Source organism: Paenibacillus sp. CH40 (assembly GCF_024213605.1).
Classification (GTDB): domain Bacteria; phylum Bacillota; class Bacilli; order Paenibacillales; family Paenibacillaceae; genus Paenibacillus; species Paenibacillus polymyxa_B.
Genome location: NZ_JANAVQ010000001.1, coordinates 35332 through 60011 on the forward strand (window position 1 = coordinate 35332; position 24680 = coordinate 60011).

Sequence of the window (24680 nt, forward strand, 5' to 3'; positions counted from 1 at the left end):
ATCTGCAACTTGTTAACGGATATGGTAGAATAAGAGGCGGTTTATACCGTATCAGGATTATAGATGACTTGAATTTTCATGATTTTCAACCGTATGAACGAACATAATATAGTATGTTTTCAAAGAAAAAGAGAAAGTGTTCGTTCATAAACCATAAGGAAGTGAATGAAATGGACTTATTTTCATATTCCCAAGAGTCAACGCCAAGCAATCGGTTGCTTGCGGATCGCTTGCGTCCGACTTCGCTGGATGAATATATTGGACAGGAGCATGTTGTGGGTCCGGGTAAGCTGTTGCGAAGAGCTATAGAGGCAGATCAGGTTTCTTCTATTTTGTTGTACGGACCGCCGGGGTGCGGCAAAACGACGTTGGCACATATTATCTCGCAACACACGCAAGGCGATTTTGTACGTCTGAATGCTGTAGAAGCATCTGTGAAAGACGTAAGAGAAGTCATTGACCGTGCACAGACGAATAAATCGATGTATGGCAAAAAAACCATTTTGTTTCTCGACGAGGTACATCGTTTTAACAGTTCACGTCAGGATGCACTGCTGCCTGCGGTGGAAAAGGGCACGATCGTGTTTATTGGCGCCACCACTGAAAATCCCTTTCACTACGTCAACGGCGCTTTAATGAGCCGTTCTACGTTGTTCCAGCTTGAAGCGCTAACGCAGGAGCATTCGCTAGCTGCTATGCGCCGTGCCTTGAGCGATGCGGACAAAGGGCTCGGCTACATGCAGCTTCAGGTAGATGAAGCTGCACTGGCTCACATCGCGTCCATGGCGAATGGTGATATCCGCCGGGCTTTGAACGCGCTGGAACTGGCGGCGCTCACGACGCCTCCGCTGGCAGACGGCACGATTCACGTGACACTGGAAGTCGCAGAGGAATCCATCCGTCGCCCGATTGTCAAAGCAGATGAATCCACGCAGTATGACGTGCTGTCGGCCTTTCACAAAAGCATTCGCGGCTCCAGCGACGCCGCGCTGTTCTGGTTCCTGTACGCCGTAGAAAAGCTCGGCATGGACCCGATGACCTTTATCCGCCGTCTCATCGCGGCGAGCAGTGAGGACATTGGCCTGGCGAACCCGCAGGCAATGGTGCAAGCGGTGAGTGCGCTTGAAGCCTATCGCAATAACGGCTGGCCCGAGGCCAAACTGAACATTGCACAGGCCATTTTGTTTGCTGTGGAAAGCCCCAAATCGAATGCCGTATATACGGCAATTTCACGGGCCATGTCGGCTATGGACGATATCAAATCGGCCGAGGTGCCACTCCATTTGCGTGACGCACACTACAAAGGCTCGGAAAAGCTCGGTCATGTTGGCTATCAATATCCACATAATTATCCGAATCATTATGTGAAGCAGCAATATTTGCCCGATTCGATAGCAGGTCAAACCTTCTATCAGGCTACTGAGCAGGGGAATGAGTCGAAAATCAGGCAAAACCAGCACTGGCGGGATTCACAGTCTTAATATATGTGCGACTTCATATACAGAGTGTGTACGATATCGTCACGTTACACCATGATCGTGCAAGAGCGAAGAAGGGGATAAGAAGATGAAAGACGTGCTATTCGTTGCCGCGGGCGGAGCGCTTGGAACCTCTACCCGTTATGGCCTGCAATCGCTGCTGCCTGCGGCGGGTGCGGATTTTCCACTTGGTGTGCTGCTAATTAATTGGATCGGCTGCCTGTTTCTTGGTTGGTTCTTTACGGTAACCTTGCGATCATGGCGGATCAAGCCGCGATTGCGACTTGCCATCGGAACAGGCTTTACAGGGGGCTTTACCACCTTTTCCACTTTTGCAGTAGATGCTGTACGCCTCACGGTTCATGATCGTATGCTGACGGCTGTGTTGTACCTGCTGCTTAGCGTAGGCGGAGGACTGTTTTTGACATGGACAGGTATCCGCCTAGGTACAAAAATGACGCAGGCTGCTCCCAAGGAGGAACGCTTATGATCTGGTGGGCGGCGGCAGGCGGGATTATGGGTACACTGGCGAGATACGGGCTTGGCATGTGGGCCGGAAAGAGGTTCGGTACCGTATTCCCGTGGGGGACGTGGATCATTAACGTCAGCGGTTCATTGCTGCTAGGCTGGCTCTATGGTCAGTTTACGCAAAACCATTTGTCTCCTGCACTCTGGATGCTGCTAGGAACAGGTTTTTGTGGCGGCTACACCACCTTTTCCACATTCGGCTATGAATCTCTTCAACTGATGGAGCGTAAAGAGTACCGACGCATGGCTATGTATGTACTGTCCTCCGTAATGGTAGGAGTTGTAGCTGCGGCTATCGGGTACAGAGTAAGTTAAACTCTATACATTTTCGAAATAACACGTAAAAATGCAATAAAAAGCTTCCAATCTCGACTCAAGGCATTCTCAGCCGTGATACGGTTTTGGAAGCTTAGTGCTGTACCTATACAGCTAATTTTTATCTCGTTCTTTATACAATTCAGGTAAAAGGGATTCAAGTTCAGGTCTTGGTTCAGGATCAGACAACTTCATTTCCTCCAGCGTTTGGACGGCAATCCGTAGCACAGTATAATCCCTATACCAACGGTTGTCTGAAGGAACGACATACCAAGGAGCTTGTTTGGTTGCACTTAGCTCTAATACATCCTCATAATACTGGGTATATTGCTTCCAAAATTTTCGTTCCTGCAAATCACTTGGATCGAGCTTCCAGTTTTTGTGAGGCTTTTCAATTCGATCGATCAGCTTTTCTAACTGAAATTGCTTTGAAATATGTAAAAAGATTTTAACCACCTTTACACCATTATCCAGCAACAACTGTTCAAAATGTTTGATATGCTTAATATTCCGTTTGGCCTGCTTATCGGATATCTGTCCGTGAACACGTGTAATCAGCACATCCTCATAATAAGAACGGTTAAATGCTGCAATATACCCACGTCCTGGGGTAACGCTATGAGCACGCCACAAGAAATCATGACTTAATTCCTCAGCCGTAGGTGATTTAAAGCTGTGGACGGTCACCCCCGCAGGGTTAAGGTTGGAAAATACCTGTTTGATGACGCCATCTTTGCCGCTGCAATCCATACCCTGAAATACAAACAAAACGGATTGTTTTTTCTCTGTAAATAATTTGCTTTGTAATTCCGTGAAGCGTTCCTTCAATTGATCTGTTTCCTGTCGGATTTCTTCTTTATTTTTGATATTCTTCGTATCCTTGGGGTCCCATTCTTTCAAAGAAACTTTTTTACCCGGTGTCAGCATTCCTAATGAATCAGACATAAAGGCACGCTCCTTTTCAATTGAAGTATGATCTTGTCTACATCATATACCCAAATGAGGATGTTATCAAAAGTTCCTTATATATTAATGATCTTTCAAGTTAATTCGAAAAGGATTACAGAGGGAATAAGTGAATATTCATACTAGAAGTCCATTGTAGCGCTCTTATTTAAATATGACGATTCCTATTTTAAAATGGGGATCATACCAACTGATTAAAAAAGGGACGTGCAACACCATGGGAAATTTTTTGCAAGAAATGTTTGTCCAGCATGACAGACATCATAAAGAGCAGATTATGAACTTTTTTTCAATCATTAAATAAAAACATCTTTCATAAAAAAAAGTCGCCCCTTCCAAATCTGGAGAGACGACTTTTTTAATTCCTACTATATCAATGAAAAATGGTCATTCATTTAAACTGTTTCAGGCTGAAGTTTTTCAACCTTATCAATGGTTCCTCCACCCAGACAGCGTTCCCCATCATAAAATACAACAGCTTGTCCAGGCGTAATGGCCTTTTGATGTACATCGAATATGACATGCACGGTTCCATCGGCAAGCCATTGTAAAGTTACTTGCTGATCAGGTTGGCGATAACGGAACTTGGCTGTGCAACGGAATTCGCCGGACGGACGAGTATCTGCACCTTCAATCCAGTTCACATCTGTTGCAATCAGGCTGGTAGAATACAGGCTGTGGTGACGATCACCTTGTACCACATACAGAATATTCTTCTCCAGATCCTTATCCGCTACAAACCACGGTTCACCTGAACCTGAGCCGCCAATGCCCAAGCCTTGTCGTTGACCCAGTGTATAGTACATCAGACCATCGTGGCGTCCTTTGACTTCACCAGTAGCGATATCCACCATGTCTCCACCTTTTGCAGGCAGATATCCACTCAGAAACTCCTTGAAATTACGCTCGCCGATAAAGCATACGCCTGTGCTGTCTTTCTTCTTGGCCGTATACAGTCCCGCAGCTTCCGCAATTTTACGCACTTCTGGTTTCGGCAGATGGCCGATGGGAAACATTGCTCGGGATAACTGTGTTTGGCTTAATGCATTTAGGAAATAAGTCTGATCCTTGTTGCTATCCACACCTCGCAGCAAAGTAAAGTGGCCGTCTTCTTCCACAACCCGTGCATAATGTCCAGTAGCAACATAATCTGCTCCCAAATCCAGCGCTTTATTTAGAAACTCGCCGAATTTAATTTCACGGTTACACATGACATCCGGGTTGGGTGTGCGTCCAGCTTTATATTCATCAAGAAAATAGGAGAATACTTTATCGAAGTATTCTTTCTCAAAATTGACGGTATAGTAAGGAATGTCGATCTGTTCACAGACACGGCGCACATCCTCCGCATCCTCCTCAGCCGTACAACGGCCAAATTCATCCGTGTCATCCCAGTTTTTCATGAAGATGCCGATTACGTCATAGCCCTGCTCCTTTAGCAGCAGCGCGGTAACGGATGAGTCGACGCCACCGGACATCCCGACGACGACACGGGTTTCATGATTGGCTTTAGCCATGGTCATCACCCAATTCTTTCAATATTGTTGTAGAACCCACCTATTGTAACATAAACGATAATAAGATACGATGTTTGGACGATCCAACGACACGGCGAACGATGGAAGAAAGCTATATAAAATGGGCTAAAGCTGTTCCAAATCGCCCGAAAGCAACTTTTTTTAAGATTGTTACCGTAATGTTTCCCTTTACCTGCCCTAATATGTTAACATAAGCTGAGGGTTAGGATCGGAATAGAGAGGTTTACAACACCAGTTATTCCGCGTGTTTAACGGAATTGTTACTATAAGTGAGGTGGCACAATTGAAAATATCAACGAAGGGCCGTTACGGTCTGACCATTATGATGGAACTTGCAGCCAGGTTTGGCGAAGGCCCAACTTCTTTGAAAAGTATTGCCGAAAAAAATCAGCTGTCAGAGCATTATCTGGAACAGCTCATCGCGCCTTTGCGTAATGCAGGTTTGGTAAAAAGTATCCGTGGTGCTTACGGCGGTTATATTTTGGCGAATGAACCGGCAGGAGTAACAGCGGGAGACATCATTCGTGTACTGGAAGGTCCGATTTCTCCGGTAGATTTCACGGAAGAAGACGATCCGGCAAAACGTCAGCTCTGGCTGCGAATTCGTGACAGCATCGCTGAAGTGTTAGATTCAACTACACTTAAGGACTTGATCACATACCAAGAACATGATGAATTGGACAATTACATGTTCTATATTTGAGGTGGATTAACATGAACAGAATTTATCTGGATCATGCCGCATCGACTCCTATGCATCCTGAGGTTGCGCAGACTATGATGGACATCATGACCGGCCAATTTGGCAACGCTTCGAGCGTTCATGCTTTTGGTCGCGATGCCAAGCGCACCGTCAGCGCTGCTCGGGATGCCGTTGCGGCCTCTTTGGGCTGCAAGCCTGAAGAAATTATATTTACAAGCGGAGGGACAGAAAGCGATAATCTGGCCCTGTTTGGGACGGCTACGGCAGACGGCCGTACTTCCGGGCATATGATTACAACCGCAGTTGAACATCACGCAGTGCTTCATGCTTGTGATGAGCTGGAAAAAGCGGGGTATGAGGTGACTTATGTCCCGGTCAACGGTTTTGGACGCGTGAACCCTGCGGATATCGAGGCTGCCATTCGACCGGACACTTTTTTGATCAGCATGATGTATGCCAACAATGAGGTGGGCGTTATTCAGCCGATCTCAGAAGTAGGGCAGATTGCGAGAGAACATGGCATTGTATTCCATGTAGACGCGGTTCAGGCTTTCGGTCATATATCCATCGACTGCCAGAATCTCCCGATTGACTTACTGAGTGTGTCGGGTCATAAGATTAACGGACCACAAGGGGTGGGTGCATTATATATCCGTCAGGGTACACGCATTCAGCCGCTAATGCATGGGGGACTTCAGGAGAAGAAACGCCGTGCCGGAACAGAAAACATCGCTGGTATTGCGGGTCTGGCTAAAGCCGCAACTCTTGCTAATGCTTCCATTGAGGAGCGTGAGGCGCACGATACAGTTCTTCGTCAGACATTGCTTAAAGGGTTGGAAGACACTCTGGGTAGCCAAAATTTTGTGATTAACGGTGACCCTGAACATTCTTTACCTAATGTCCTCAATGTTAGCTTTCCGGCCATTGGTACAGAGACCATGCTGATGAACCTTGACATGGAAGGAATCGCAGCAGCAAGCGGATCAGCCTGTACTTCCGGATCTCTAGAGCTATCGCATGTATTGCAGGCGATGGATCTTCCTGAAGATGTTTTACATTCAGCGATTCGGTTTAGCTTCGGATTGGGTAATACTACGGAAGAAATGGAATACACGGCCAAGAAAATTGAAACCATATGGAAGCGGCTACGTACTAGGTACTAGGGATTTCTCCGCATTTTAATAAGAAGGGAGGGGCGGTTTTCCATTTCATTGCATGAACGGAAGCAAGGTCTGACAGGCATGTAGGAAAATGACCGCACCTTCGTTCGGATTGCAGAATGAGGAGGTACCCTATAATATGAAGCTTCAAGATATGATCGGACTTGCCGTTTTCGATGTGGAGGACGGGAAGCAGATTGGCAAAATACATGACTTTATGGTGACAGCTGATTGGCGAATCACAGGGATCGAGTTGGAAGGAAAAGGGCTTTTTTCTTCTCACGTGAAAATGGTTGCTTGGGATGACATCGTTGCTTACGGTGAGGATGCGATCATGATTCGCAATCAGCAGGCTGTCCGTAAAACGGAGGCCCATGATATACAACATACGTACTTGCTTGGACCCGGTAAACTGAAGGATCTATCCGTGCTAACAGAGGAAGGGCTTATGCTCGGGCACATCTCGGATGTTTATTTTGACCAGGAAATGGGCAATAACATAATAGGCTTGGAAATCAGCGATGGTTTTGTATCGGATATTATAGAAGGGCGGAAATGGCTGCCCTGCACCGAAGATATGTCCATCGGGGAAAATGCCGTTATGGTTCCCCCGTTAAGCGAGCAGCGTCTGGAAAAAGCCATATATTCTGTTAATGGATAGGGTGAGTTTATTGAGATGTCCGAATTGTAATTCCAAAGATATCGGCAAAATCGGCTCCCATCAATTTTATTGTTGGGGATGCTTTATCGAACTTCAGGTGAATGGTGAAAAAATGTCTGTCTACCAAGTGGAAGAGGATGGAACGCTCAGTTCGCTGGACGACCTATTCTTTGGAGATGAGATGGCACAACAGGACTTGCCGCAAATTCATGCTTCTTCCTAAGCTTGACACCGAAAGTGGACAGGCTGCTTACTAAGAGGTGTGATCTACATACGGCTTAGTAGGTTGGATAATGCTTGATAAAAAAACAACGAAGAGGGTGCCTCGAACGGCCATATGGCCGTTCGAGGCACCCACTTTTGTATACCATATTTATGAAGATGGTTAGTTTTACAATTTAAAGCGTTTGACCTCTTCCAATAGAAGATCAGCGTGAGAATCGAGTTTGGCAGAAAGGTCGGCAATATTGTTCATGGCATGACCTTGTTCTTGTACAGAAGAAGCCACTTCCTCGGTAGATGCTGCACTTTGTTCAGAAACAGCGACAACGCTGGAAATGACATCGGAAATATGTCCAGCATTCACACGGAGATGATCTGCGGCGGCGGTAACGTCCTCAATTTGGGCAAGCATATGCTGAGAAGCCCCACGAATGGATTCAAACGCCTGTCTCGTCGCAATGGCAGCATGCTCCTGTTCTACTGTTACAGCAAGTGCTTTCTTCATTTCCTCTGCGCTTTGTACTCCTGCAATTTTAATTTCTTCCAGCTTCCTCATGATACTGTCACTGGAACTGCCCGCTTGCTCAGCCAGCTTTCTCACTTCTCCCGCGACGACAGCAAAACCTCGTCCGTGTTCCCCGGCCCGTGCTGCTTCGATAGATGCATTGAGGGCCAGCAGGTTTGTTTGTGCGGCGATATCGTGGATGGCCCCGGCTAGCCGCTCAATATCCTGAGTTTTCAGCGCGAGCGAATCTACGGCTTCTCCTGCCGCAGTCGTCGTTTGTCTGGACTCGGCGGCCAGTTTCGCTTGACGTTCTGCTGTTTCATACCCTGCAAGCACGGCAGAATCTGTTTCGAACACGGCAGTTTGGGTGCGTTTGACACTTTCGCCGATCTGGTCGATGGAGCCTGTCATGTGAGTCAGCTTCTCAGAGCCGGAATATACAGCCTCAGCTTGATCGCTCGCTCCTTGGGCAAGCTCCTGAACTGCACTGGAGATTTGTGACGCGATGGTTCCAGTATCTTTGGCGTGTTGATGCATATCATGGGAAGCTGAGCTGACATCACCAGCAGTATCTGATACCTTGCGCAAAAGGTGAGAGAGATTATCAGACATGATATTAAAATCTGTTCCCAGGCTGGCAATTTCATCTTTACCCTTAACATCTACGCGAGCGGTCATATCACCATCAGCTATACGTTTGACATTCGCTTGGAGTCTGCGAATCGGCTTAATAAAGTTGTTTGCCGCCCAGATTGCCAGCAGCATAGCGACGACCAAGATGATAGCAACCGTAATAATCAACGTATTACGAGTGGAGTAATACTCCTGAAAAGCAATTTCTTTGGAAATAGACAACCCTACAATCCAGCCTGTGCTAGGCATCTTTTTAAAATAAAGCTGACGGTCACTTCCATTGTAGCTATAGTCTGTTCTTCCCGAAGCTGCGCTCAGCAGGTCCGCGGTTGATGAACCCAACTCGGGGGTATCCTTGAGGTTTTTGCCAGCCAGCTTGTTGTCTGGGTGCGCGATCACGGCTCCATTTTGGTCAATCAGAAATGCGTAGCCCAATCCGTTCAGGTTTATGCTTTGAATCATTTTTGTCATATCGTTGAGCATAATGTCTTCGCTGACTACCCCGGTGATAGAATCGTTGGAATCCTTGAGAGGCTTAGCAATGGAAATGGTAAAGTCCTTGCTGCCTGCATCAATGTATGGGGACGAGTAATACATTTCTCCCTTGGTTTTGGCATCCTTGTACCACGGTCGAGCGCGAGGATCATAACCTGCTTCAAACCAGCCAGATCCATCCCAGTAGGATCCATCTTCAAAGCCTGCGTAAATATTGGAAATATTTTGATCTTTATAGTTTTGAAAGGCTGCTTTCAGAGATACGGCTTTGGCAGCTGATGAAATATCGCTGGATTCCAGGCCTGCAGCCAGTGTTTCAATAATTTTGGCGTTGCCACCTATCCATCCGTCGAGCTGATTGACGGTTTCGGAGGCTTTGCTGTTCATAAGCTCTTGGATATCATGGTTGGCCTGATTTTTAACGCTTGTCATGCTAATGATCGACAATGGCCCAGCTGCAACGATAACAATACAAGTAAAAAGGAGAATAAGCTTGATTTTTAAGTTCATGTAACGACCCCCGATGTTTCAGAAATGTGAAAGCTTAAAGTAGTGCTTTGTACTTATATCGTCAGATGGAATGACTTTGTTAATTGTTTTCATCCGTTTTCATCATTTTTTTACAATAGTAATCTATAGGGCAATCCAGACTTGCGGGAAGGATTAAAGTAGAGGTACAGGCATATACTTAAAGGAGGCTAGTCCGGTAAGGGGGCACGAAATGGAGCAATTAACGAAAAGTAGACTGTTCCGGTACGGAATATGGACGCTGCTGGGACTTGTCATTCTATATTTTATCTGGCTGCTGCGACCTTTGTTTTTGCATTTGTATGAATTTCTGAAAACAATCATTGCTCCGTTTGCGGTAGCGATGATCATCTCCTATGTACTTAATCCCGTTGTCAGTATGCTGGGCGGTCGCAAGGTGCCTCGAAGCGTAGCTGTGCTGCTCATCTATGCTGTGTTTTTAGCCAGTCTCGTTGTGATTCTGATGAACCTGATTCCGATGTTCATTGAACAACTGGATGAGCTGAATGAGCATCTGCCTGAGCTGACCATGCATGCACAGGGATTAATGACGAGTATGGATAGCGGCATTTTGCCCCAAGGGGTGCGAACGGGTATGAATCAATGGTTTTTCCAACTAGAGAATCGGATGGCAACAGGGATTTCTACCTTTATGGATAACATTGGCGGGATGATCAACATGCTGTTCAATGTGTTCATTGTACCGTTCCTCATTTTTTATATTTTGAAGGATTTTGATGTGTTCGAGCGGACGATTGTGTCTTACCTCCCGCGTTCTCGTCGTAAGGCGATTGTAACGGTACTTAAGGAAATTGATCAGGCGCTTGGCAACTATGTCAGGGGACAATTACTGGTATGCGTCATTATTGGCGTGCTGGCTTATCTCGGCTATATGCTCATTGGCATGCCTTATGCCCTGTTGCTGGCAGGAGTGGTTGCGGTTTTTAACATCGTTCCGTATTTGGGCCCCTTTTTGGGAGCCGCTCCGGCAGTAGTCATGGCTTCTACGGTCTCCTTAAAAATGGTGCTTTTGGTCGTGGTCGTTAACACCTGTATTCAAGTGTTGGAGAGCAATGTCATCTCTCCCCAGGTGGTGGGACGAACGTTGCATCTGCATCCGATAGCCATTATTTTCGCTCTGCTAGTGGGTGGGGAAATTGCGGGAATTACCGGCTTGATTTTAGCGGTTCCCGTGATGGCGGTTTTAAAGGTAGGACTTCAGCATTTTTTTGCTTATTATGTGAAGCGGAAAACAATCTGATTTTGTCCATACACCGTATGTATCTTGTCTGAAATCGCGTTGACACGGCTAAATGACACGGATATACTGAATTGAGTATGTTTAAATGTGTTTATCCAGTAGGGAAAGCTCATTTCGAAGTGCGGGCTGAACCCGCCGGGATGCTCCCGTTACCAGTGAAAACAAGGCGATCGATCGTCCGTTAAGCAAATGTTGGTGTGCAGCTTGCGCATGGGCATTTCGTACAGAGGGGACGGCGTTAACCAGGGTGGTACCGCGATACAATCGTCCCTGATCCGTTCAGGGGCGTTTTTCTGTTTTTTTATGGCCAGTGCCAGGAACCAGTGACACCATAATTAGGAGGCTACTTATATGAAAGCTAGTGAAATCCGCTCCAAATGGCTGGAGTTTTTTGAAAGCAAGGGACATGTGATTGAACCAAGCGCACCGCTTGTTCCACATAAAGATCCTTCCCTGCTGTGGATTAATGCGGGTATGGCGCCGCTTAAGCCTTATTTTGACGGACGTGTGAAGCCGGAGAATCCACGTATTGCTAATTCGCAAAAATGTATCCGGACGAACGACATTGAGAATGTCGGTAAAACGCGCCGTCATCATACTTTTTTCGAAATGCTCGGCAACTTTTCCATTGGTGACTATTTTAAGGAAGAAGTCATTACATGGGCATGGGAGTTTCTGACGGACCCGAAATGGATTGGTTTTGATCCGGAACGTCTGGCTGTAACTGTATATCCTGAGGATGAGGAAGCGTACAAGTTGTGGAACGAAAAAGTTGGACTTCCTGCCGAACGTATCATCAAACTGGAAGATAACTTCTGGGATATCGGTGAAGGCCCTTGTGGACCTTGTACGGAAATCTTTTATGATCGTGGCGAAGCCTACGGTAGCGACATGACGGACCCTGAAATGTATCCAGGGGGAGAAAATGAGCGTTATCTGGAAGTGTGGAACCTCGTATTCTCACAATTCAACCATAACAAAGACGGCAGCTATACGCCGCTTCCAAACAAAAATATTGATACAGGGGCTGGATTAGAGCGTTTTGCATCCATTTTGCAAAATGTGGATTCCAACTTTGATACGGATATCTTCCAGCCACTAATCCAAAAAACAGCGGCGATGGCAGGAGTCAAATATAACGAAAATGTGGACAGTGACGTGGCTCTTAAGGTTATTGCTGACCATGTCCGCACCGTAGCTTTTGCAATTGGTGACGGTGTGTTGCCTTCTAATGAAGGACGGGGTTACGTGATCCGCCGTTTGCTGCGTCGGGCTGTGCGCTATGGAAAAATGTTAGGCATGAACCGTCCATTTATGTATGAGCTGGTGGAAACCGTTGGGGATGTCATGGGTGTGTATTACCCTGAGGTAGTGGACAAGCGTGATTTCATCATCAAAGTGATCAAAACGGAAGAGGAACGCTTCCATGAAACACTGACAGATGGATTGGCCATTTTGTCCGATATCAGTGCTCAGGCGAAAGCCGAAGGTCGCAATGTCATTAGCGGAGCAGATGCCTTCAAACTGTATGATACGTACGGGTTCCCGTTCGATCTCACAGAGGATTATGCGGACGAGCAAGGCTTGAAAGTAGACCGTGAAGGTTTTGATGAAGCGATGCAGGAGCAACGCAAACGTGCCCGTGATGCTCATCAGGACAGCGCCAGCATGAAGATTCAGGGCGGAGCTTTGTCCGATCTGGCGGTTAAAAGTGAATTTGTTGGATATAATGACCTCATAACTGAGTCTAAAATTGTGGCGATTGTATATGAAGATGCACTGGTGGACAGTGTTAGTGAAGGGCAGTCTTGTCAGGTCGTGCTGGATGTGACTCCTTTCTATGCCGAAAGCGGAGGACAAGTCAGTGACCAAGGCTTGCTGCGTGGAGGTACGGTAACCGCGAAGGTCGAAGGGCTGTTTAAGGCGCCTCAAGGTCAGCATGTGCATCAGGTTGTTGTAGAAGCCGGTGAGCTGAACGTTGGCGATACGGTGAAAGCAGAAGTAGATCAAGCTTCACGTGGAGAAATTGAGAAAAACCATACGGCTACACATTTGCTTCACAAAGCGCTTAAAGAAGTGCTGGGTGACCATGTCAATCAGGCGGGGTCTTTGGTAGAGCCTGGGCGTCTGCGTTTTGACTTCTCCCATTTTGGAAGCATTACACCAGAAGAGCTGGCGGATATTGAACTGCGTGTAAACCGTGCCATCTGGAGCCAACTGGACGTTAATATTGAACTGAAACCGATTGATGAAGCCAAGGCTCTCGGAGCAATGGCGCTGTTCGGTGAAAAGTATGGAGATATCGTACGGGTCGTTAAGGTAGGCGATTACAGCATTGAACTATGCGGTGGCTGTCATGTCAGCAATACTTCGCAAATTGGCTTGTTCAAGCTTGTCAGCGAGAGCGGCATTGGGTCAGGTGTACGTCGTATTGAAGCGGTGACCGGACGTTTTGGCTTTGAATATATGGAAGGTCAATTAGAGCTGTTGAAGGTGTCGGCTGGGCTTGTAAAATCCAAGCTGTCTGAGGTACCTAAGCGTATCGAATCTTTGCAGCAACACATTAAAGACCTCAGTCGTGAAAATGAATCGCTGCAAAGCAAGCTGAGCGTTATTGAGGCAGGCCAGCTGACCGATCAGGTCGTGCAAGCAGGCGGGGTGCAGCTGTTGGCTGCACGCGTGCAGGCTTCCAGCATGGATGCGTTGCGTGCGATTGCTGATGAACTGAAAGGGAAACTTCCGGCTGCTGTGCTGGTGCTCGGCGCTGCAATGGACGACAAAGTTAATTTTGTCGTAGCAGTTCCGGCAGAGCATACCAAGGCTGGACTTCATGCAGGCAAGCTCGTGAAAGAAATTGCTGCCGTATGCGGTGGCGGTGGTGGCGGACGACCTGACATGGCGCAAGCCGGTGGTAAGGATGCCAGCAAGCTGGACGAAGCACTTCAACGTGCGCATGAACTGGTGTCGGCAGCCTCACAAGGATAAAGTTCGATAATTTTTGCGGATTTTTGGGAAAAAACGGGCTTAGATATTTCCTTGTAGGGCTTTGCTTATGGTATGATGTAAAAGAATAAGCTGGCATAAACATGTACACATGTTTTGTGGAAGCGAGGTGTCAACAATGGATTCCATGGACAAAACGGTCAAATTTAATGTCAAGGCAGATGAGAAGGAAGCTTCTGCTCAGGAGATTTTGTTGACCGTATATGATGCGCTGGTGGAAAAAGAATACAATCCGATCAATCAAATCGTCGGCTATTTGCTATCCGGTGATCCGGCTTATGTGCCACGGCATAATAATGCCAGAAGCCTGGTACGTAAAAAAGAGCGCGATGAGTTGATTGAAGAATTGGTTCGTTTCTATCTCGCCAAGCACCGTTAGGAGACAGGCATGAAAGTAATGGGATTGGATTACGGGGATCGCCGAATTGGGGTCGCCGTAAGTGATGCCTTCGGCTGGACCGCCCAAGGATTGGAAGTCATAGAACGACGCGGTGACGACAGCGAGTTCGGTAAAATTGCAAATTTGGTTCGTGACAATGAGGTCGGCGAGGTTGTTGTAGGCTTGCCGAAAAACATGAACGGAACCGTGGGTCCACGCGGTGAGATTTGCATCGAGTTTGCGAACCGACTCAAGGAGTTACTGGGTTTACCCGTTCACCTTTGGGATGAACGGCTGACGACGCGTTCGGCGGAGCGTGCGCTTCTGGAGGCCGACGTCAGCCGAAAAAAACGCAAGCAGGTGGTAGATAAACTGGCCGCAAGCCTGATCTTGCAAAACTATTTGGACGCACACAGTACAAGGTGAGGGGGATTTCGTAATGGCTGAAAATCAAGTGGGTATGGAAGAAGAGCCGGAAATTATTTATATTGCCGATGACGAGGGCAACGAGGAAGAGTTCGAGGTCATTATGAAGTTTGAGGTAGATGGTTCCGAAGCGAAGTACATGATGGTTGCGCCAGTGGACCCTGAAGCTGATGAGTCCGATGTGTACGCCTTCCGTTACGAGGAAGAAGGCGATGATATTAAATTGTTTGTGATCCAAGACGATGCCGAATGGGAAATCGTCGAAGAGACCTTTAATACATTTGTAGAAGAAGAGGAAGAGGAAGACGGGAAATGACGAGCTATTCACGTGAAGACCTGAGTTGGACCTCTGATTTGAAGGAAACGTTCGACGGCGATGTAGAGTTACAGGATGAACAGGGCCATGCAATTCGCATGGAATTGGAAGCAGAGTTCAAGGTAGGTGAACAACGGTACGCTGTATTGCGTAGACCTGGGGCTGCTGTTGGCGAACATGAACTATACCATGTAAGCTCATCCACAGACGGCGAAATCTCCATCACCACCATTGAAGATGATGATGAGTGGGAAGATATTTCCGAACTGTACGATGAATGTACGTTGCCGGAAGAACTGTAAGTCTGGATAGCGATGAGATCAAACCTGAAAGGGCGGACCAGTCCGCCCTTTTTGGCTGTGAAGGAGTTGGGTGGATGTGAAGCGAAGGACGAGGATGTTTACGTTGTTTCTACTGCTTATCATTATAGCAGGAGGGGCAACCCTCTATATTTGGAATGCCATGCAGCCTGTTCAGCCCCAAACACAACCCGTTGCTTTTACGGTGGTGCAGGGAACAGGAACATCGGCAATTGCAGATACGCTGGAGCAGAAGGGACTTATACGTAATGCGTTCGTGTTTAAGGCTTATGTGAAATTCAAACAGCAAGGAAGCGCATTTCAGGCCGGAAAATATGAAGCGCAGCCTGGCGCAACCTTTGATCAGTTGATTACTAAGTTATCGGCCGGAGATGTTGTCAAAGAGGAAATGATTCGGTTTACAATTCCGGAAGGTTTTACGATTAGACAGATGGCTGATAAGCTGCAAAAGGAAGGATTGGCAGATCGGCAGCAATTTTTGCAGCTGGCCAACGATCCGTCCGCTTTTGACGTCGCGCTAGTGCGGGACATTCCAAAGCAGGCGGGGCTTCGCTATGCGCTGGAGGGCTATCTTTTCCCGGAAACCTATGAGCTGAAAAAGGGCAGTACGGCCAAAGATATTATACAGGTGATGCTAGAACAGACACAAAAGCGGTTAGAAACTGTTTCCGATTTGGATGCCAAGTTGAAACAGCGGGATGAAACGCTGCATCAACTGCTGACAGTTGCTTCTCTCGTAGAGCGCGAAGTGGTTGTGGAAGATGAGCGGTCTGTAGTAGCTGGCGTCATTTATAACCGGCTCAAACAAGGTAAGAAGTTGGAAATTGATGCTACGGTTCAATATATGCTGGACAAGCAAAAAGAACGGCTGTATTACAAGGATTTGGCTGTGGAAAGCCCTTATAATACGTATTTGCATCTGGGACTTCCGCCAGGGCCGATTGCAAGTCCCAGTCTAAACTCAGTGATAGCGGCTTTACAGCCAAAAGCTACAGATTATTTATTTTATGTGACCAAAAAAGATGGGACACATGAACATTTGTTTGCTAAAACGTATAAAGAACATTTGCATAACATTCAGGTAAGTAACCGTAAGACAAATTAGGAGGTGAGCCTATGGCTTACAAACCCGAACTACTGGCAACTGCCAGCTCTCCGGAGGATGCACGCCATATGCTGGAGGCTGGAGCTACTGCATTACTTATTGGAGATGACCGCTTTGGAATGCGGCTGCCGGGACATTTTACCCCTGACCAAATCCGTGAAGTGGTGGAAGAGGCACGCAAGCATACGGCACAGGTATATGTATCCATGACGAATTTGATGACGAACGAGCTATTGCCGCTCCTTCCCGAATATGTGCAGACCCTAGCTGGATGCGGCATTGATGCCATTGAGTTTAATGATCCCGCAGTGCTCATGGCCGTAAAGGAGTATGCTCCGCATCTTAAGTTGTTCTGGAACGGTGAGATGATCTCCACCAACTTCGCAACCGCCAACTATTGGGGTGAAAAAGGGGCTTCTCGGGTCATTTTGGCTCGTGAGCTCAGTATGGATGAAATTACCGAAATGATACCAAAGTTGAACATAGAAGCACAGGTTCAGGTACATGGTATGACCAATATTTATCATTCCAAGCGTAAGCTTGTTCAAAGTTATATGCTGCACCAGGGACGTAATGTAGAAGGCGATTTGGGCAGAGGGCGCGGCTTGTTTCTGATTGAAGCAGAGCGGAAGGAAGAAAAGTTCCCCATCTACGAGGATATTAATGGGACACATATTATGAGTTCAGATGATTTTTGCATCATGGAGGACCTGCATATTCTAATGGAGGCAGGCGTGCATAGCTTTAAGATCGAGGGCTTATTGAAACCTACGGCTTACAATGAGGCGGTTGTTCGTGCTTATCGTAAAGCAATAGATAGTTATACAGCTGACCCAGATGCTTATGCTTATGATGAAAGCTGGCTGGATGAAGTTCGCCGTCTTCAAGATCCAGAACGGGAACTTTCCTTCGGATTTTTCTATAAAGAGCAGGTTTATTAATTTTAAAATGAATTGAATTCACAGAGGGGGGAACGTCATGGGGACGATAACCAAAACGAGAAAATATATAGGTAAACGGAATCGTCTGGATAAGCCGGAGCTGTTGGCTCCTGCCGGAAATCTGGAAAAGCTGAAGTTTGCCGTTCACTATGGCGCGGATGCTGTATATATTGGTGGACAAAAATATGGTCTGCGTTCGAACGCCGATAATTTCAGTTTTGAAGAAATGCGAGAAGGTGTAGAATTTGCCAACAAGTACGGTGCTAAGGTGCTTGTGGCTACCAATATCTATGCCCACAATGAAGATATTGCCGGAATCGAGGAATACTTGCGCAATCTGTACGAGGCAGGAATTCATGCCGTTATTGTCGCTGACCCGGCTATTGTATCCGTGGCATTGCGTGCTGTTCCTGGATTGGAAGTGCATTTGAGTACACAGCAGTCCACGCTGAACTGGCAAGCGGTAAAGTTTTGGAAAAACGAGGGACTACCGCGTGTGGTACTGGGTCGTGAGACCAGTCTAGAGGAAATCGAAGAAATTAAAAAGCATGTGGACATCGAAATCGAAGCTTTTGTCCATGGTGCGATGTGCTCTTCATTTTCCGGCCGCTGCGTGTTGTCCAATCACTTTACAGACCGTGATTCCAATCGTGGGGGATGTTGTCAGTCTTGCCGCTGGAAATACGATTTGTTTGAGGATGCGCGCCCAGGTGAAGTTTGGATATCTGAGGAAGAGGCACAGGACAGCAATGTACTGAAACAGTTCCAACTCGGTGTTAACCAGCTTCCACTGTTTGAAGAGAGCGATAATGCTTTTTCTATGGGTTCCAAGGATCTGTGTATGATTGAAAATGTCCCTGATCTGATTGATGTAGGTGTAGACAGTTTTAAAGTAGAGGGACGTATGAAGTCTATCCACTATGTGGCTACGGTCGTGAATGTCTATCGTCAAGCGATTGATTCCTATATGGCTGATCCTGAAAATTATGTGCTCAAACCAGAATGGATTGAAGAAATTAACAAGGCAGCCAATCGCCCGCTGAATACAGGATTTTTCTACGATACACCGGATCATGAGGATCATATTTATGAGCCGGAAGAAAAAGCGGTCCCTTATGATTTTGCTGGACTGGTCATGGACTACGATGCCGAGAGTGGCATCGCAACTATTCAACAACGGAACCATTTTAAACCCGGTCATGAAATTGAATTTTTCGGTCCGAACGGAACATTCTTTAAACAAACGGTCGGAACGATCTGGGATGAAGAAGGCAACGAATTGGATGCTGCTCGTCACCCGCTTCAACGAATTAGAATGAAGGTAGATCAACCCGTATCGTATTTTGATATGATGCGTAAAAAGAAGTAAATAAGCCTTAAGTCACAGGTGAAAAGATTCAAAAGCCTCTCCTATCGGTTGGAGAGGCTTTTTTTTGAATAGTTTTCTAGGAAAAAAGTTTCACTAAATTTAGTTGATACTCAAAGGAAAGCTACATTCCTTGTCGAATAGTTCCGATAGAAGTTATATAGATAATAGATACATAATGGATGACGTGGAATTAGAAACTAATTATATGGTGGTAGGTGAGAGGAATGGGTTTACGGAAAAAAGAGGGGAATACAGTAAAAAGGCAACCCAAGAAAACGGATCAAATGCAGGGTTTGAAAGGCAGTAAAGTGACCATGGAAAAAGGGGAACAAACGGGTGCGGTGTCTTCGAAGGTTGCCCCCTGGGTAGCTAAGGCGACTCGTAAAGGTACACACAATTTAAAGCGTTTACTTAAGCCGGAAAGGTACAGTAAAGATTTCATGCATTTGGTCAAAAACTATAATCCGATACGTTCGGTTGGAATGAAGTTATTTCTGATCTTTTTTGCGGCAATTATGTTATTTGTGGTCAGCCTGGGGATGCTCTCATACTACAAGGCTAAAAGTACGATTGAGCAAAATGCAGCTACGGCTTATCAGCAGACCGTTCAGCAAACTTCAGAAAAGCTTGATATTATTCTAGAGCGCTTTCAAGACACATCGACACAGGTATTTTTCGATACTGAATTAAGTGATCAGTTGCAAAAGGCAGTAAAGCAAGATAAAAATCCCTTTGCATCTTTTGTTGCTATGGGCGAAGTGAATAAGAAGCTAACGAATCTTGCTTTTACGAATAAAGCGATTGATTCAATGTACTTGTACCCGGAAGAAACCAATTTAGCTGCTATGGGCACCGGAACACAAAAGGATGTACGGCAGGAAGCGTGGTTTAAGGATATTTTGAAAAACAAGGGAATGGTTTGGCTACCTACGCAGGTGAATGACAATGGTAGCAAGACCTTTCGTCTGGCACGCTCCATGAACAGCATGTCCGGGTTGGGAGGGACTTATGTTCTGGTTATGGATTTAAAGTCCAGTGCGGTGGAGGACGAGTTAAAAGGTATTAATTTGGGCTCAGGCAGTATGATTAGCCTTGTGACAGACAAGGGTGAGTTTGTAGGCTCTAACAATGAGAGCTTGACAGGAGGGAAGACAAAGCTGGATTACGTTTCCAAGCTTGAAGGAATCGAAGGAAATCAAATTATGGAGCAGGAAGCAGACGGCAAAAAGCAAAGTGTGCTTGCGGTTCATAATACGCTGGGAACTTCCAAGTGGATTCTCGTGGGTGTAGTACCTGTATCTGAGCTGGTGAGAGACGCTAAGGGGATTCTAACCACAACCTGGATATTTGCTGCAGTGGCTGCACTCATTGCATTGTTCATTGGCCTGTGGATCGTGCGCCTCGTGGCTCGTCCATTGACACATCTGAAAGATTTAATGGTCGAAGGCGCTAAAGGCAACTTGCAAATTCGAACAAACTATAAGGCTCAGGATGAAATTGGGCAGTTGTCAGAAAGCTTTGATATGATGATGGAGCAAATTACATTGCTGGTACAACAGACGAATGCCTCAGCTCAGGAAGTTCTGAATACAGCGACAGAACTAGGCGATGCCTCGAAGAAGACAGCCATTTCAGCCAAAGAAATTGCAGCAGCAACGGAAGAGATTGCTCACGGCGCCGCCAGTTTGGCAACAGAGGCTGAACGTGGCAGCGGACTAACCGGGAATATATCTCAGCAAATGGATACGGTGATGGCTTCCAATTATGAAATGAGTCTGGTCGCACAAGAAGTTGAACAATCCAGTGAAAAAGGGACCATTCAGCTGAAAAATCTATTGGGCAAGACTCGGGTTACGGAAGAAACTACACATGCTCTGGTGGGCAAAGTAGATGAACTGAAGCAGACAACTTCGGATGTATTTAAGGTGCTGGACGTACTACAGGATATTGCAAAACAAACGAATATTCTATCACTGAATGCGACGATTGAAGCGGCACGAGCGGGGACGGCGGGGCGTGGTTTTATGGTGGTAGCTAATGAAGTTCGGCAGTTGGCTGAACAATCACGTCAAGCTATTCGTACGGCTACAGGCATTACTAACAACATCGTCAATGAAATGAATGAAACGGTACAGGCATTATCTGAGGTGTACCCGCTGTTCCGGGAACAGATGGGAGCCGTGCAGGAAACAACGGACATTTTCCAATCGGTGCAGCAGCAAATGGGAGAGTTCGCGCTACGATTGGGAACGGTCACCGCCTCCATTCATCATCTGAGTGAATCGCAGACCACTTTGTCCGAGGCAATGACCAATGTAAGTGCGGTGGCCGAGCAATCCTCGGCTACTTCGCAGGAAGTCGCTTCGCTCAGCACTGAGCAGGCCAATATCGGTAATCAACTGGTAGGTTTGTCGGATAAGCTGGAAGGAGTATCGGTGAATTTGAAGGAACAGCTTTCGCGGTTTACGGTGTAGATATAACAAAACCATGGGAATCAGGATTGTCACTGATCTCCGTGGTTTTGTACTTTTTATTAGTGGATGTGCTTAAAAATCCCTCAAGAAGGAAAGCAAAAGATGAATACAAACACAAAGGTAGCTTGGGTTGTGCTGGCCATTACTATTTATATTACGGTTTTTTATTCATTAGACGAGATTTTAGATTGGAGTCCAGAAGCAGACATCACAAGATACAAATAGATTCGGAAACCCATTCACGTTAAAAGTTGAGTGGGTTTTCTTTTTCAACTACAGGACATACTACTGGAAAAATGATGAAAGAAGGATGGGTGTGCCGAGGCGTGGTAGCAGTTTCATACGAAAACGTCGAATTGCATATATGGCCTTGGGGGTGATGGCGCTACTGCTGATTTTATTATTCCGACTGGCTTGGATTCAGGGGACAGCGGGCATTCAAATGTCTGTTTATGGAGGGCATTCGCTTAAGGAAATGTCAGCACGTCAGCGACAGGAGGGCATTTCTATCGACTCTGGACGTGGACAGTTTACGGACCGGTATGGGCAACCCTTGACTGGCGGAGTCGTATGGGCGCCAGTGCTTTTTCCCGATGTAGATGGCAAAGCGGCTATACATGGCGAAGAACTGGCTAAGCTACTGCGTACGAACAAGAATCAACTACTGACACGCTGGAAAGGACTGCAATCCCCGCTCATATGGCGTGATGGGGGTGGAGAGCCCGTACAAATCAATCCGCATGAAGCAGGCAAGTTGCTGAAGCTAGCCCCTTCGCTTATCGAGCTTGTACCTTATGCGAAACGTTACAGCGATTTGCCCAATGGCAGGCAATGGCTTGGCTTTCTGTATAATCGTGCCGACCGAGCGAGTGAACTGCCGATGGGGGCAGCCGGGCTGGAAAGAACGTTGGAGCCGCTGCTGAGCGGCGTCGGTGAAACGTTCGTCTCCCGATTTGTAGATGCGCAGCGTCGTCCATTGACTCATGTACCGCTGCGTGTCAGTGCTCCATCCAATGGTCACTATCCATTACAGGTACAGACTACAATTGATCTACCTATACAGGAACAGATTGAAAAGCTGACGGAATCTAGTCATTTGGCAGAAGGGGCGGTGGTAGTGCTCGATGCAGGCAACGCGGATGTACTGGCGATGGTGTCTCGTCCTTTTTATAATCCCGGGCATGTTGATCCGCAGAAAAAAACAGACTGGTCTAATCGTGCCCTCAAGGCGGTAACGCCCGGTTCCATTTTTAAGTTGGTTACGGCTGCTGCTGCACTTGAATCAGGTGCTGTCCAACCGCAGGAACAATTCCATTGTCATGGAACTTATGGCAAGTACGGTTTGGCTTGCTGGAAAAAAGAAGGACACGGTACCCTGAACCTGGAGGAAGGGCTTGCCGTATCCTGTAATAGTGTGTTCGCTCATCTCGGTGAACGGCTTAATGCTGAGCAAATTCAGGCCACAGCCTCTGCATTGGGATTGGGCCGAACTGTGGGCTGGCAGGAGCGGAATCTTGCAGGGCTACCTCAATTCAGACCGCTGGATCACGAAGAAAAGGGAGCCGTATTCGACTCCCATACGAACGCGTCTGATCCGGGCGTACGTGTACAGACAGCTATCGGTCAGCGCGATGTGCTGGTAACGCCTCTCCAAGCTGCTAATCTCATCGTCACCTTGCTGCACGATGGTCAAGTACGTGCACCACGCATTGTAAAAAGCATTAGCTACGCAGACGGTAGCACCTTACTGGAACTACCTACTCATGCTGTACCTTCATCCGAGGGTAGTCGCTCGATTCAGACATCGACGGCTCGCATGCTTCGTGAAGCAATGGAAAAGGTTGTGACACAGGGGACGGGTGCCTCCTTGCGTAATAAATCATGGAATCTGGCCGGCAAATCGGGTACCGCCCAAGCTTTGAAGAACGGTCACCCTATCAATCACCAGTGGTTTATAGGGTATGGTCCGATAGAGCGGCCTCGTTATGCGGTCGCCGTCCTTGTGCAAAATGCTTCAACACATTCTGCAAATCAAGCTACATCACTGTTTGGTCAAGTAATGGATCTGTTAGCTCAATCCTCCTGAGTTCCACGGGTAGCTTCACGATCTTCCTCCTGGATTTTAACGATAAACGGAGGCTCGTCAAATTCCTCTGTCGGAAACCGAATCCATTGCTGCAGATAACCTTGCTGCCATAATTCCTTGAGCAAAATGATCAGAATGGGGGACAGGATTAATCCGGCCAATCCGAAGATGGATAACGATATAATGGCAAAGGAAAGCATCAGATAGGCAGATGAAACACCGATGGAGTTACCAGTAATTTTAGGCTCTGCCAGCTGGCGGACGATCACCGTGACAGCCATGACAATAAGCAGGCCTACAGCCAGGCCGGTATTGCCTGTGATGAACAGATACACTGCCCACGGAATAAAAATAACAGGCACACCCAACAAGGGCAGGATATCAAACAAAGCTGCCACGAGCGCCAATGAGAGGGCATTATCCACTTGCAAAATGAGTAAACCTATAAATACGAGAACAAAGGTAATCCCTACCAGTAGAGCTTGAGCCTTGAGAAAAGCGGAGATAGCTTTAAGTACGTGATTTTTTAGAAAAAGGTAAGCCGTTTTTAGTGTCTTGGGTGTTTTACTACGAGCAATGCCCTTCCAAAGATTAATTTCCATACTTAAAAAGAACGCTAAAATGATCGCAACCGCAAAGTTGCCCATAAAAACAGTGAAAGAGCTGAGGAATTGTATGAAAAAGGATAACCCTAGCTGTGCCCATTTCGTAGCAATGGTGGTGGCAGTCGCAAAATAATCATTTACACGTTCGGTAACACCCGGAGGTAAAGCAGCAATTTTATCTTGAGAAAGATGAAGATACCGCGTGAATTCCGTTTGGATAATCTGCGTATAATGTGGGAGGTTTTGCGCGACTTTCGTAAATTGCGTAACCAGAATCAGGCCCAATCCGAAAAAAATAGCTAGTAAAAGGATGATAAACAGCAATACGGAGAGCGCAGAGGCGAAGGGCTTCTTCATTCCCTTGCGATGAAAATAACGAGCGGCAGGTTCAATGCACCAGAACACGACGAACGAAAGGAACACAGGTGCCGCCAGCTGGTACAGTTTGCTGGATACGAACATAATTAAATACACGGTTAATACGATCAGTCCGATATCAAAAACGGTACGCCAATATTTTTTGTACAATGGAAGCATATGTATACAACGACTCCTTTAAGATTTTTACTTATTGTACACTAAATTGGACCTCAATGCTGACCATATACAATAGTGAAATCTCGGCATGCTTACGTCATTGTGATAACATATAAGTAAGTGAGT

22 protein-coding genes are annotated in these 24680 nt (G+C 46.7%); 18 read left to right on the plus strand and 4 right to left on the minus strand.

Going from position 1 to position 24680, the window contains the following annotated elements; translation table 11 throughout:
* Positions 1-170 precede the first annotated feature (170 nt).
* The 3 genes from NLX73_RS00155 to crcB (NLX73_RS00165) all read left to right on the plus strand — a co-directional run bounded on the left by NLX73_RS00155 (position 171) and on the right by crcB (NLX73_RS00165) (position 2321).
* Positions 171-1481 carry a replication-associated recombination protein A gene (locus NLX73_RS00155; protein WP_254325041.1) on the plus strand — a complete coding sequence of 437 codons (1311 nt, stop codon included), beginning with the start codon at positions 171-173 and terminating at the stop codon, positions 1479-1481.
* Positions 1482-1566: 85 nt separating this feature from the next.
* The gene (gene crcB, locus NLX73_RS00160; RefSeq protein ID WP_023989914.1) at positions 1567-1968 is read left to right on the plus strand and encodes a fluoride efflux transporter CrcB; all 402 of its coding nucleotides are present in this window, start codon (positions 1567-1569) and stop codon (positions 1966-1968) included.
* Positions 1965-2321 (plus strand): fluoride efflux transporter CrcB, encoded by a 357-nt coding sequence (gene crcB, locus NLX73_RS00165; protein WP_254325042.1) that lies wholly within the window; start codon positions 1965-1967, stop codon positions 2319-2321. Before crcB (NLX73_RS00160) ends, crcB (NLX73_RS00165) begins: the two co-directional genes overlap by 4 nt.
* Before the next feature lie 114 nt (positions 2322-2435).
* On the opposite strand, the gene NLX73_RS00170 is transcribed toward crcB (NLX73_RS00165), so the two are convergent.
* Together NLX73_RS00170 and mnmA are read right to left on the minus strand one after the other, a co-directional pair.
* Entirely contained in the window at positions 2436-3266 is an 831-nt protein-coding gene (locus tag NLX73_RS00170) for a PPK2 family polyphosphate kinase (RefSeq protein ID WP_254325043.1), read from the minus strand.
* A 416-nt stretch (positions 3267-3682) separates the two neighbouring features.
* A complete protein-coding gene (gene mnmA, locus NLX73_RS00175; RefSeq protein ID WP_165178721.1) occupies positions 3683-4804 on the minus strand; it encodes a tRNA 2-thiouridine(34) synthase MnmA in 1122 nt (373 codons plus the stop codon).
* A 304-nt stretch (positions 4805-5108) separates the two neighbouring features.
* On the opposite strand from mnmA, the gene cymR reads away from it, so the two are divergent.
* The 4 genes from cymR (at position 5109) to NLX73_RS00195 (ending at position 7572) form a co-directional block, all read left to right on the plus strand.
* Entirely contained in the window at positions 5109-5528 is a 420-nt protein-coding gene (gene cymR, locus NLX73_RS00180; RefSeq protein ID WP_013311532.1) for a cysteine metabolism transcriptional regulator CymR, read from the plus strand.
* 11 nt (positions 5529-5539) lie between these two features.
* Positions 5540-6691, plus strand: coding sequence for a cysteine desulfurase family protein (locus tag NLX73_RS00185; RefSeq protein WP_250260667.1), 1152 nt, complete (start codon positions 5540-5542; stop codon positions 6689-6691).
* A 136-nt stretch (positions 6692-6827) separates the two neighbouring features.
* Positions 6828-7349: a PRC-barrel domain-containing protein gene (locus NLX73_RS00190; protein ID WP_013311530.1), complete on the plus strand. Its 522-nt coding sequence runs from the start codon at positions 6828-6830 to the stop codon at positions 7347-7349.
* 10 nt (positions 7350-7359) lie between these two features.
* On the plus strand, positions 7360-7572 hold the full coding sequence (locus NLX73_RS00195) for a hypothetical protein (protein WP_013311529.1): 213 nt from the start codon (positions 7360-7362) through the stop codon (positions 7570-7572).
* A 168-nt stretch (positions 7573-7740) separates the two neighbouring features.
* Here the strand turns inward: NLX73_RS00195 and NLX73_RS00200 are convergent, their stop codons facing one another.
* Entirely contained in the window at positions 7741-9714 is a 1974-nt protein-coding gene (locus tag NLX73_RS00200) for a methyl-accepting chemotaxis protein (RefSeq protein ID WP_250260668.1), read from the minus strand.
* Between the two features lie 211 nt (positions 9715-9925).
* Here NLX73_RS00200 and NLX73_RS00205 point away from each other — a divergent pair, with 211 nt between their 5' ends.
* The 11 genes from NLX73_RS00205 to NLX73_RS00255 all read left to right on the plus strand — a co-directional run bounded on the left by NLX73_RS00205 (position 9926) and on the right by NLX73_RS00255 (position 23412).
* Complete coding sequence (locus NLX73_RS00205) at positions 9926-10993, plus strand: AI-2E family transporter (protein WP_250260669.1); 1068 nt, start codon at positions 9926-9928, stop codon at positions 10991-10993.
* 351 nt (positions 10994-11344) lie between these two features.
* On the plus strand, positions 11345-13978 hold the full coding sequence (alaS, locus tag NLX73_RS00210) for an alanine--tRNA ligase (protein ID WP_250260670.1): 2634 nt from the start codon (positions 11345-11347) through the stop codon (positions 13976-13978).
* A 136-nt stretch (positions 13979-14114) separates the two neighbouring features.
* Complete coding sequence (locus NLX73_RS00215; RefSeq protein ID WP_007431624.1) at positions 14115-14375, plus strand: IreB family regulatory phosphoprotein; 261 nt, start codon at positions 14115-14117, stop codon at positions 14373-14375.
* Positions 14376-14384: 9 nt separating this feature from the next.
* Complete coding sequence (gene ruvX, locus NLX73_RS00220) at positions 14385-14801, plus strand: Holliday junction resolvase RuvX (RefSeq protein ID WP_061829280.1); 417 nt, start codon at positions 14385-14387, stop codon at positions 14799-14801.
* 13 nt (positions 14802-14814) lie between these two features.
* Positions 14815-15117, plus strand: coding sequence for a DUF1292 domain-containing protein (locus tag NLX73_RS00225; protein ID WP_013311523.1), 303 nt, complete (start codon positions 14815-14817; stop codon positions 15115-15117).
* Positions 15114-15419 (plus strand): DUF1292 domain-containing protein, encoded by a 306-nt coding sequence (locus tag NLX73_RS00230; protein ID WP_013311522.1) that lies wholly within the window; start codon positions 15114-15116, stop codon positions 15417-15419. Before NLX73_RS00225 ends, NLX73_RS00230 begins: the two co-directional genes overlap by 4 nt.
* A gap of 94 nt (positions 15420-15513) precedes the next feature.
* Complete coding sequence (gene mltG, locus NLX73_RS00235; RefSeq protein ID WP_250262038.1) at positions 15514-16542, plus strand: endolytic transglycosylase MltG; 1029 nt, start codon at positions 15514-15516, stop codon at positions 16540-16542.
* 11 nt (positions 16543-16553) lie between these two features.
* The gene (locus NLX73_RS00240) at positions 16554-17483 is read left to right on the plus strand and encodes a peptidase U32 family protein (protein WP_250260671.1); all 930 of its coding nucleotides are present in this window, start codon (positions 16554-16556) and stop codon (positions 17481-17483) included.
* A 37-nt stretch (positions 17484-17520) separates the two neighbouring features.
* Positions 17521-18852, plus strand: coding sequence for a peptidase U32 family protein (locus tag NLX73_RS00245; protein ID WP_250260672.1), 1332 nt, complete (start codon positions 17521-17523; stop codon positions 18850-18852).
* Positions 18853-19076: 224 nt separating this feature from the next.
* Positions 19077-21326 (plus strand): methyl-accepting chemotaxis protein, encoded by a 2250-nt coding sequence (locus NLX73_RS00250; RefSeq protein ID WP_254325044.1) that lies wholly within the window; start codon positions 19077-19079, stop codon positions 21324-21326.
* A gap of 310 nt (positions 21327-21636) precedes the next feature.
* Positions 21637-23412, plus strand: coding sequence for a peptidoglycan D,D-transpeptidase FtsI family protein (locus tag NLX73_RS00255; RefSeq protein ID WP_254325045.1), 1776 nt, complete (start codon positions 21637-21639; stop codon positions 23410-23412).
* On the opposite strand, the gene NLX73_RS00260 is transcribed toward NLX73_RS00255, so the two are convergent.
* Complete coding sequence (locus NLX73_RS00260; RefSeq protein WP_254325046.1) at positions 23400-24554, minus strand: AI-2E family transporter; 1155 nt, start codon at positions 24552-24554, stop codon at positions 23400-23402. The two genes, NLX73_RS00255 and NLX73_RS00260, sit on opposite strands and share 13 nt — an antisense overlap.
* Positions 24555-24680: the final 126 nt, after the last annotated feature.

Bases quoted from the DNA above. Each gene is read 5' to 3' on its own strand.
- NLX73_RS00155 (WP_254325041.1), top strand. From the start codon at position 171: ATGGACTTATTTTCATATTCCCAAGAGTCAACGCCAAGCAATCGGTTG.
- crcB (WP_023989914.1), top strand. From the start codon at position 1,567: ATGAAAGACGTGCTATTCGTTGCCGCGGGCGGAGCGCTTGGAACCTCT.
- crcB (WP_254325042.1), top strand. From the start codon at position 1,965: ATGATCTGGTGGGCGGCGGCAGGCGGGATTATGGGTACACTGGCGAGA.
- NLX73_RS00170 (WP_254325043.1), bottom strand. From the start codon at position 3,266: ATGTCTGATTCATTAGGAATGCTGACACCGGGTAAAAAAGTTTCTTTG.
- mnmA (WP_165178721.1), bottom strand. From the start codon at position 4,804: ATGGCTAAAGCCAATCATGAAACCCGTGTCGTCGTCGGGATGTCCGGT.
- NLX73_RS00185 (WP_250260667.1), top strand. From the start codon at position 5,540: ATGAACAGAATTTATCTGGATCATGCCGCATCGACTCCTATGCATCCT.
- NLX73_RS00190 (WP_013311530.1), top strand. From the start codon at position 6,828: ATGAAGCTTCAAGATATGATCGGACTTGCCGTTTTCGATGTGGAGGAC.
- NLX73_RS00200 (WP_250260668.1), bottom strand. From the start codon at position 9,714: ATGAACTTAAAAATCAAGCTTATTCTCCTTTTTACTTGTATTGTTATC.
- NLX73_RS00205 (WP_250260669.1), top strand. From the start codon at position 9,926: ATGGAGCAATTAACGAAAAGTAGACTGTTCCGGTACGGAATATGGACG.
- alaS (WP_250260670.1), top strand. From the start codon at position 11,345: ATGAAAGCTAGTGAAATCCGCTCCAAATGGCTGGAGTTTTTTGAAAGC.
- NLX73_RS00215 (WP_007431624.1), top strand. From the start codon at position 14,115: ATGGATTCCATGGACAAAACGGTCAAATTTAATGTCAAGGCAGATGAG.
- ruvX (WP_061829280.1), top strand. From the start codon at position 14,385: ATGAAAGTAATGGGATTGGATTACGGGGATCGCCGAATTGGGGTCGCC.
- NLX73_RS00225 (WP_013311523.1), top strand. From the start codon at position 14,815: ATGGCTGAAAATCAAGTGGGTATGGAAGAAGAGCCGGAAATTATTTAT.
- NLX73_RS00230 (WP_013311522.1), top strand. From the start codon at position 15,114: ATGACGAGCTATTCACGTGAAGACCTGAGTTGGACCTCTGATTTGAAG.
- mltG (WP_250262038.1), top strand. From the start codon at position 15,514: ATGTTTACGTTGTTTCTACTGCTTATCATTATAGCAGGAGGGGCAACC.
- NLX73_RS00240 (WP_250260671.1), top strand. From the start codon at position 16,554: ATGGCTTACAAACCCGAACTACTGGCAACTGCCAGCTCTCCGGAGGAT.
- NLX73_RS00245 (WP_250260672.1), top strand. From the start codon at position 17,521: ATGGGGACGATAACCAAAACGAGAAAATATATAGGTAAACGGAATCGT.
- NLX73_RS00250 (WP_254325044.1), top strand. From the start codon at position 19,077: ATGGGTTTACGGAAAAAAGAGGGGAATACAGTAAAAAGGCAACCCAAG.
- NLX73_RS00255 (WP_254325045.1), top strand. From the start codon at position 21,637: ATGGGTGTGCCGAGGCGTGGTAGCAGTTTCATACGAAAACGTCGAATT.
- NLX73_RS00260 (WP_254325046.1), bottom strand. From the start codon at position 24,554: ATGCTTCCATTGTACAAAAAATATTGGCGTACCGTTTTTGATATCGGA.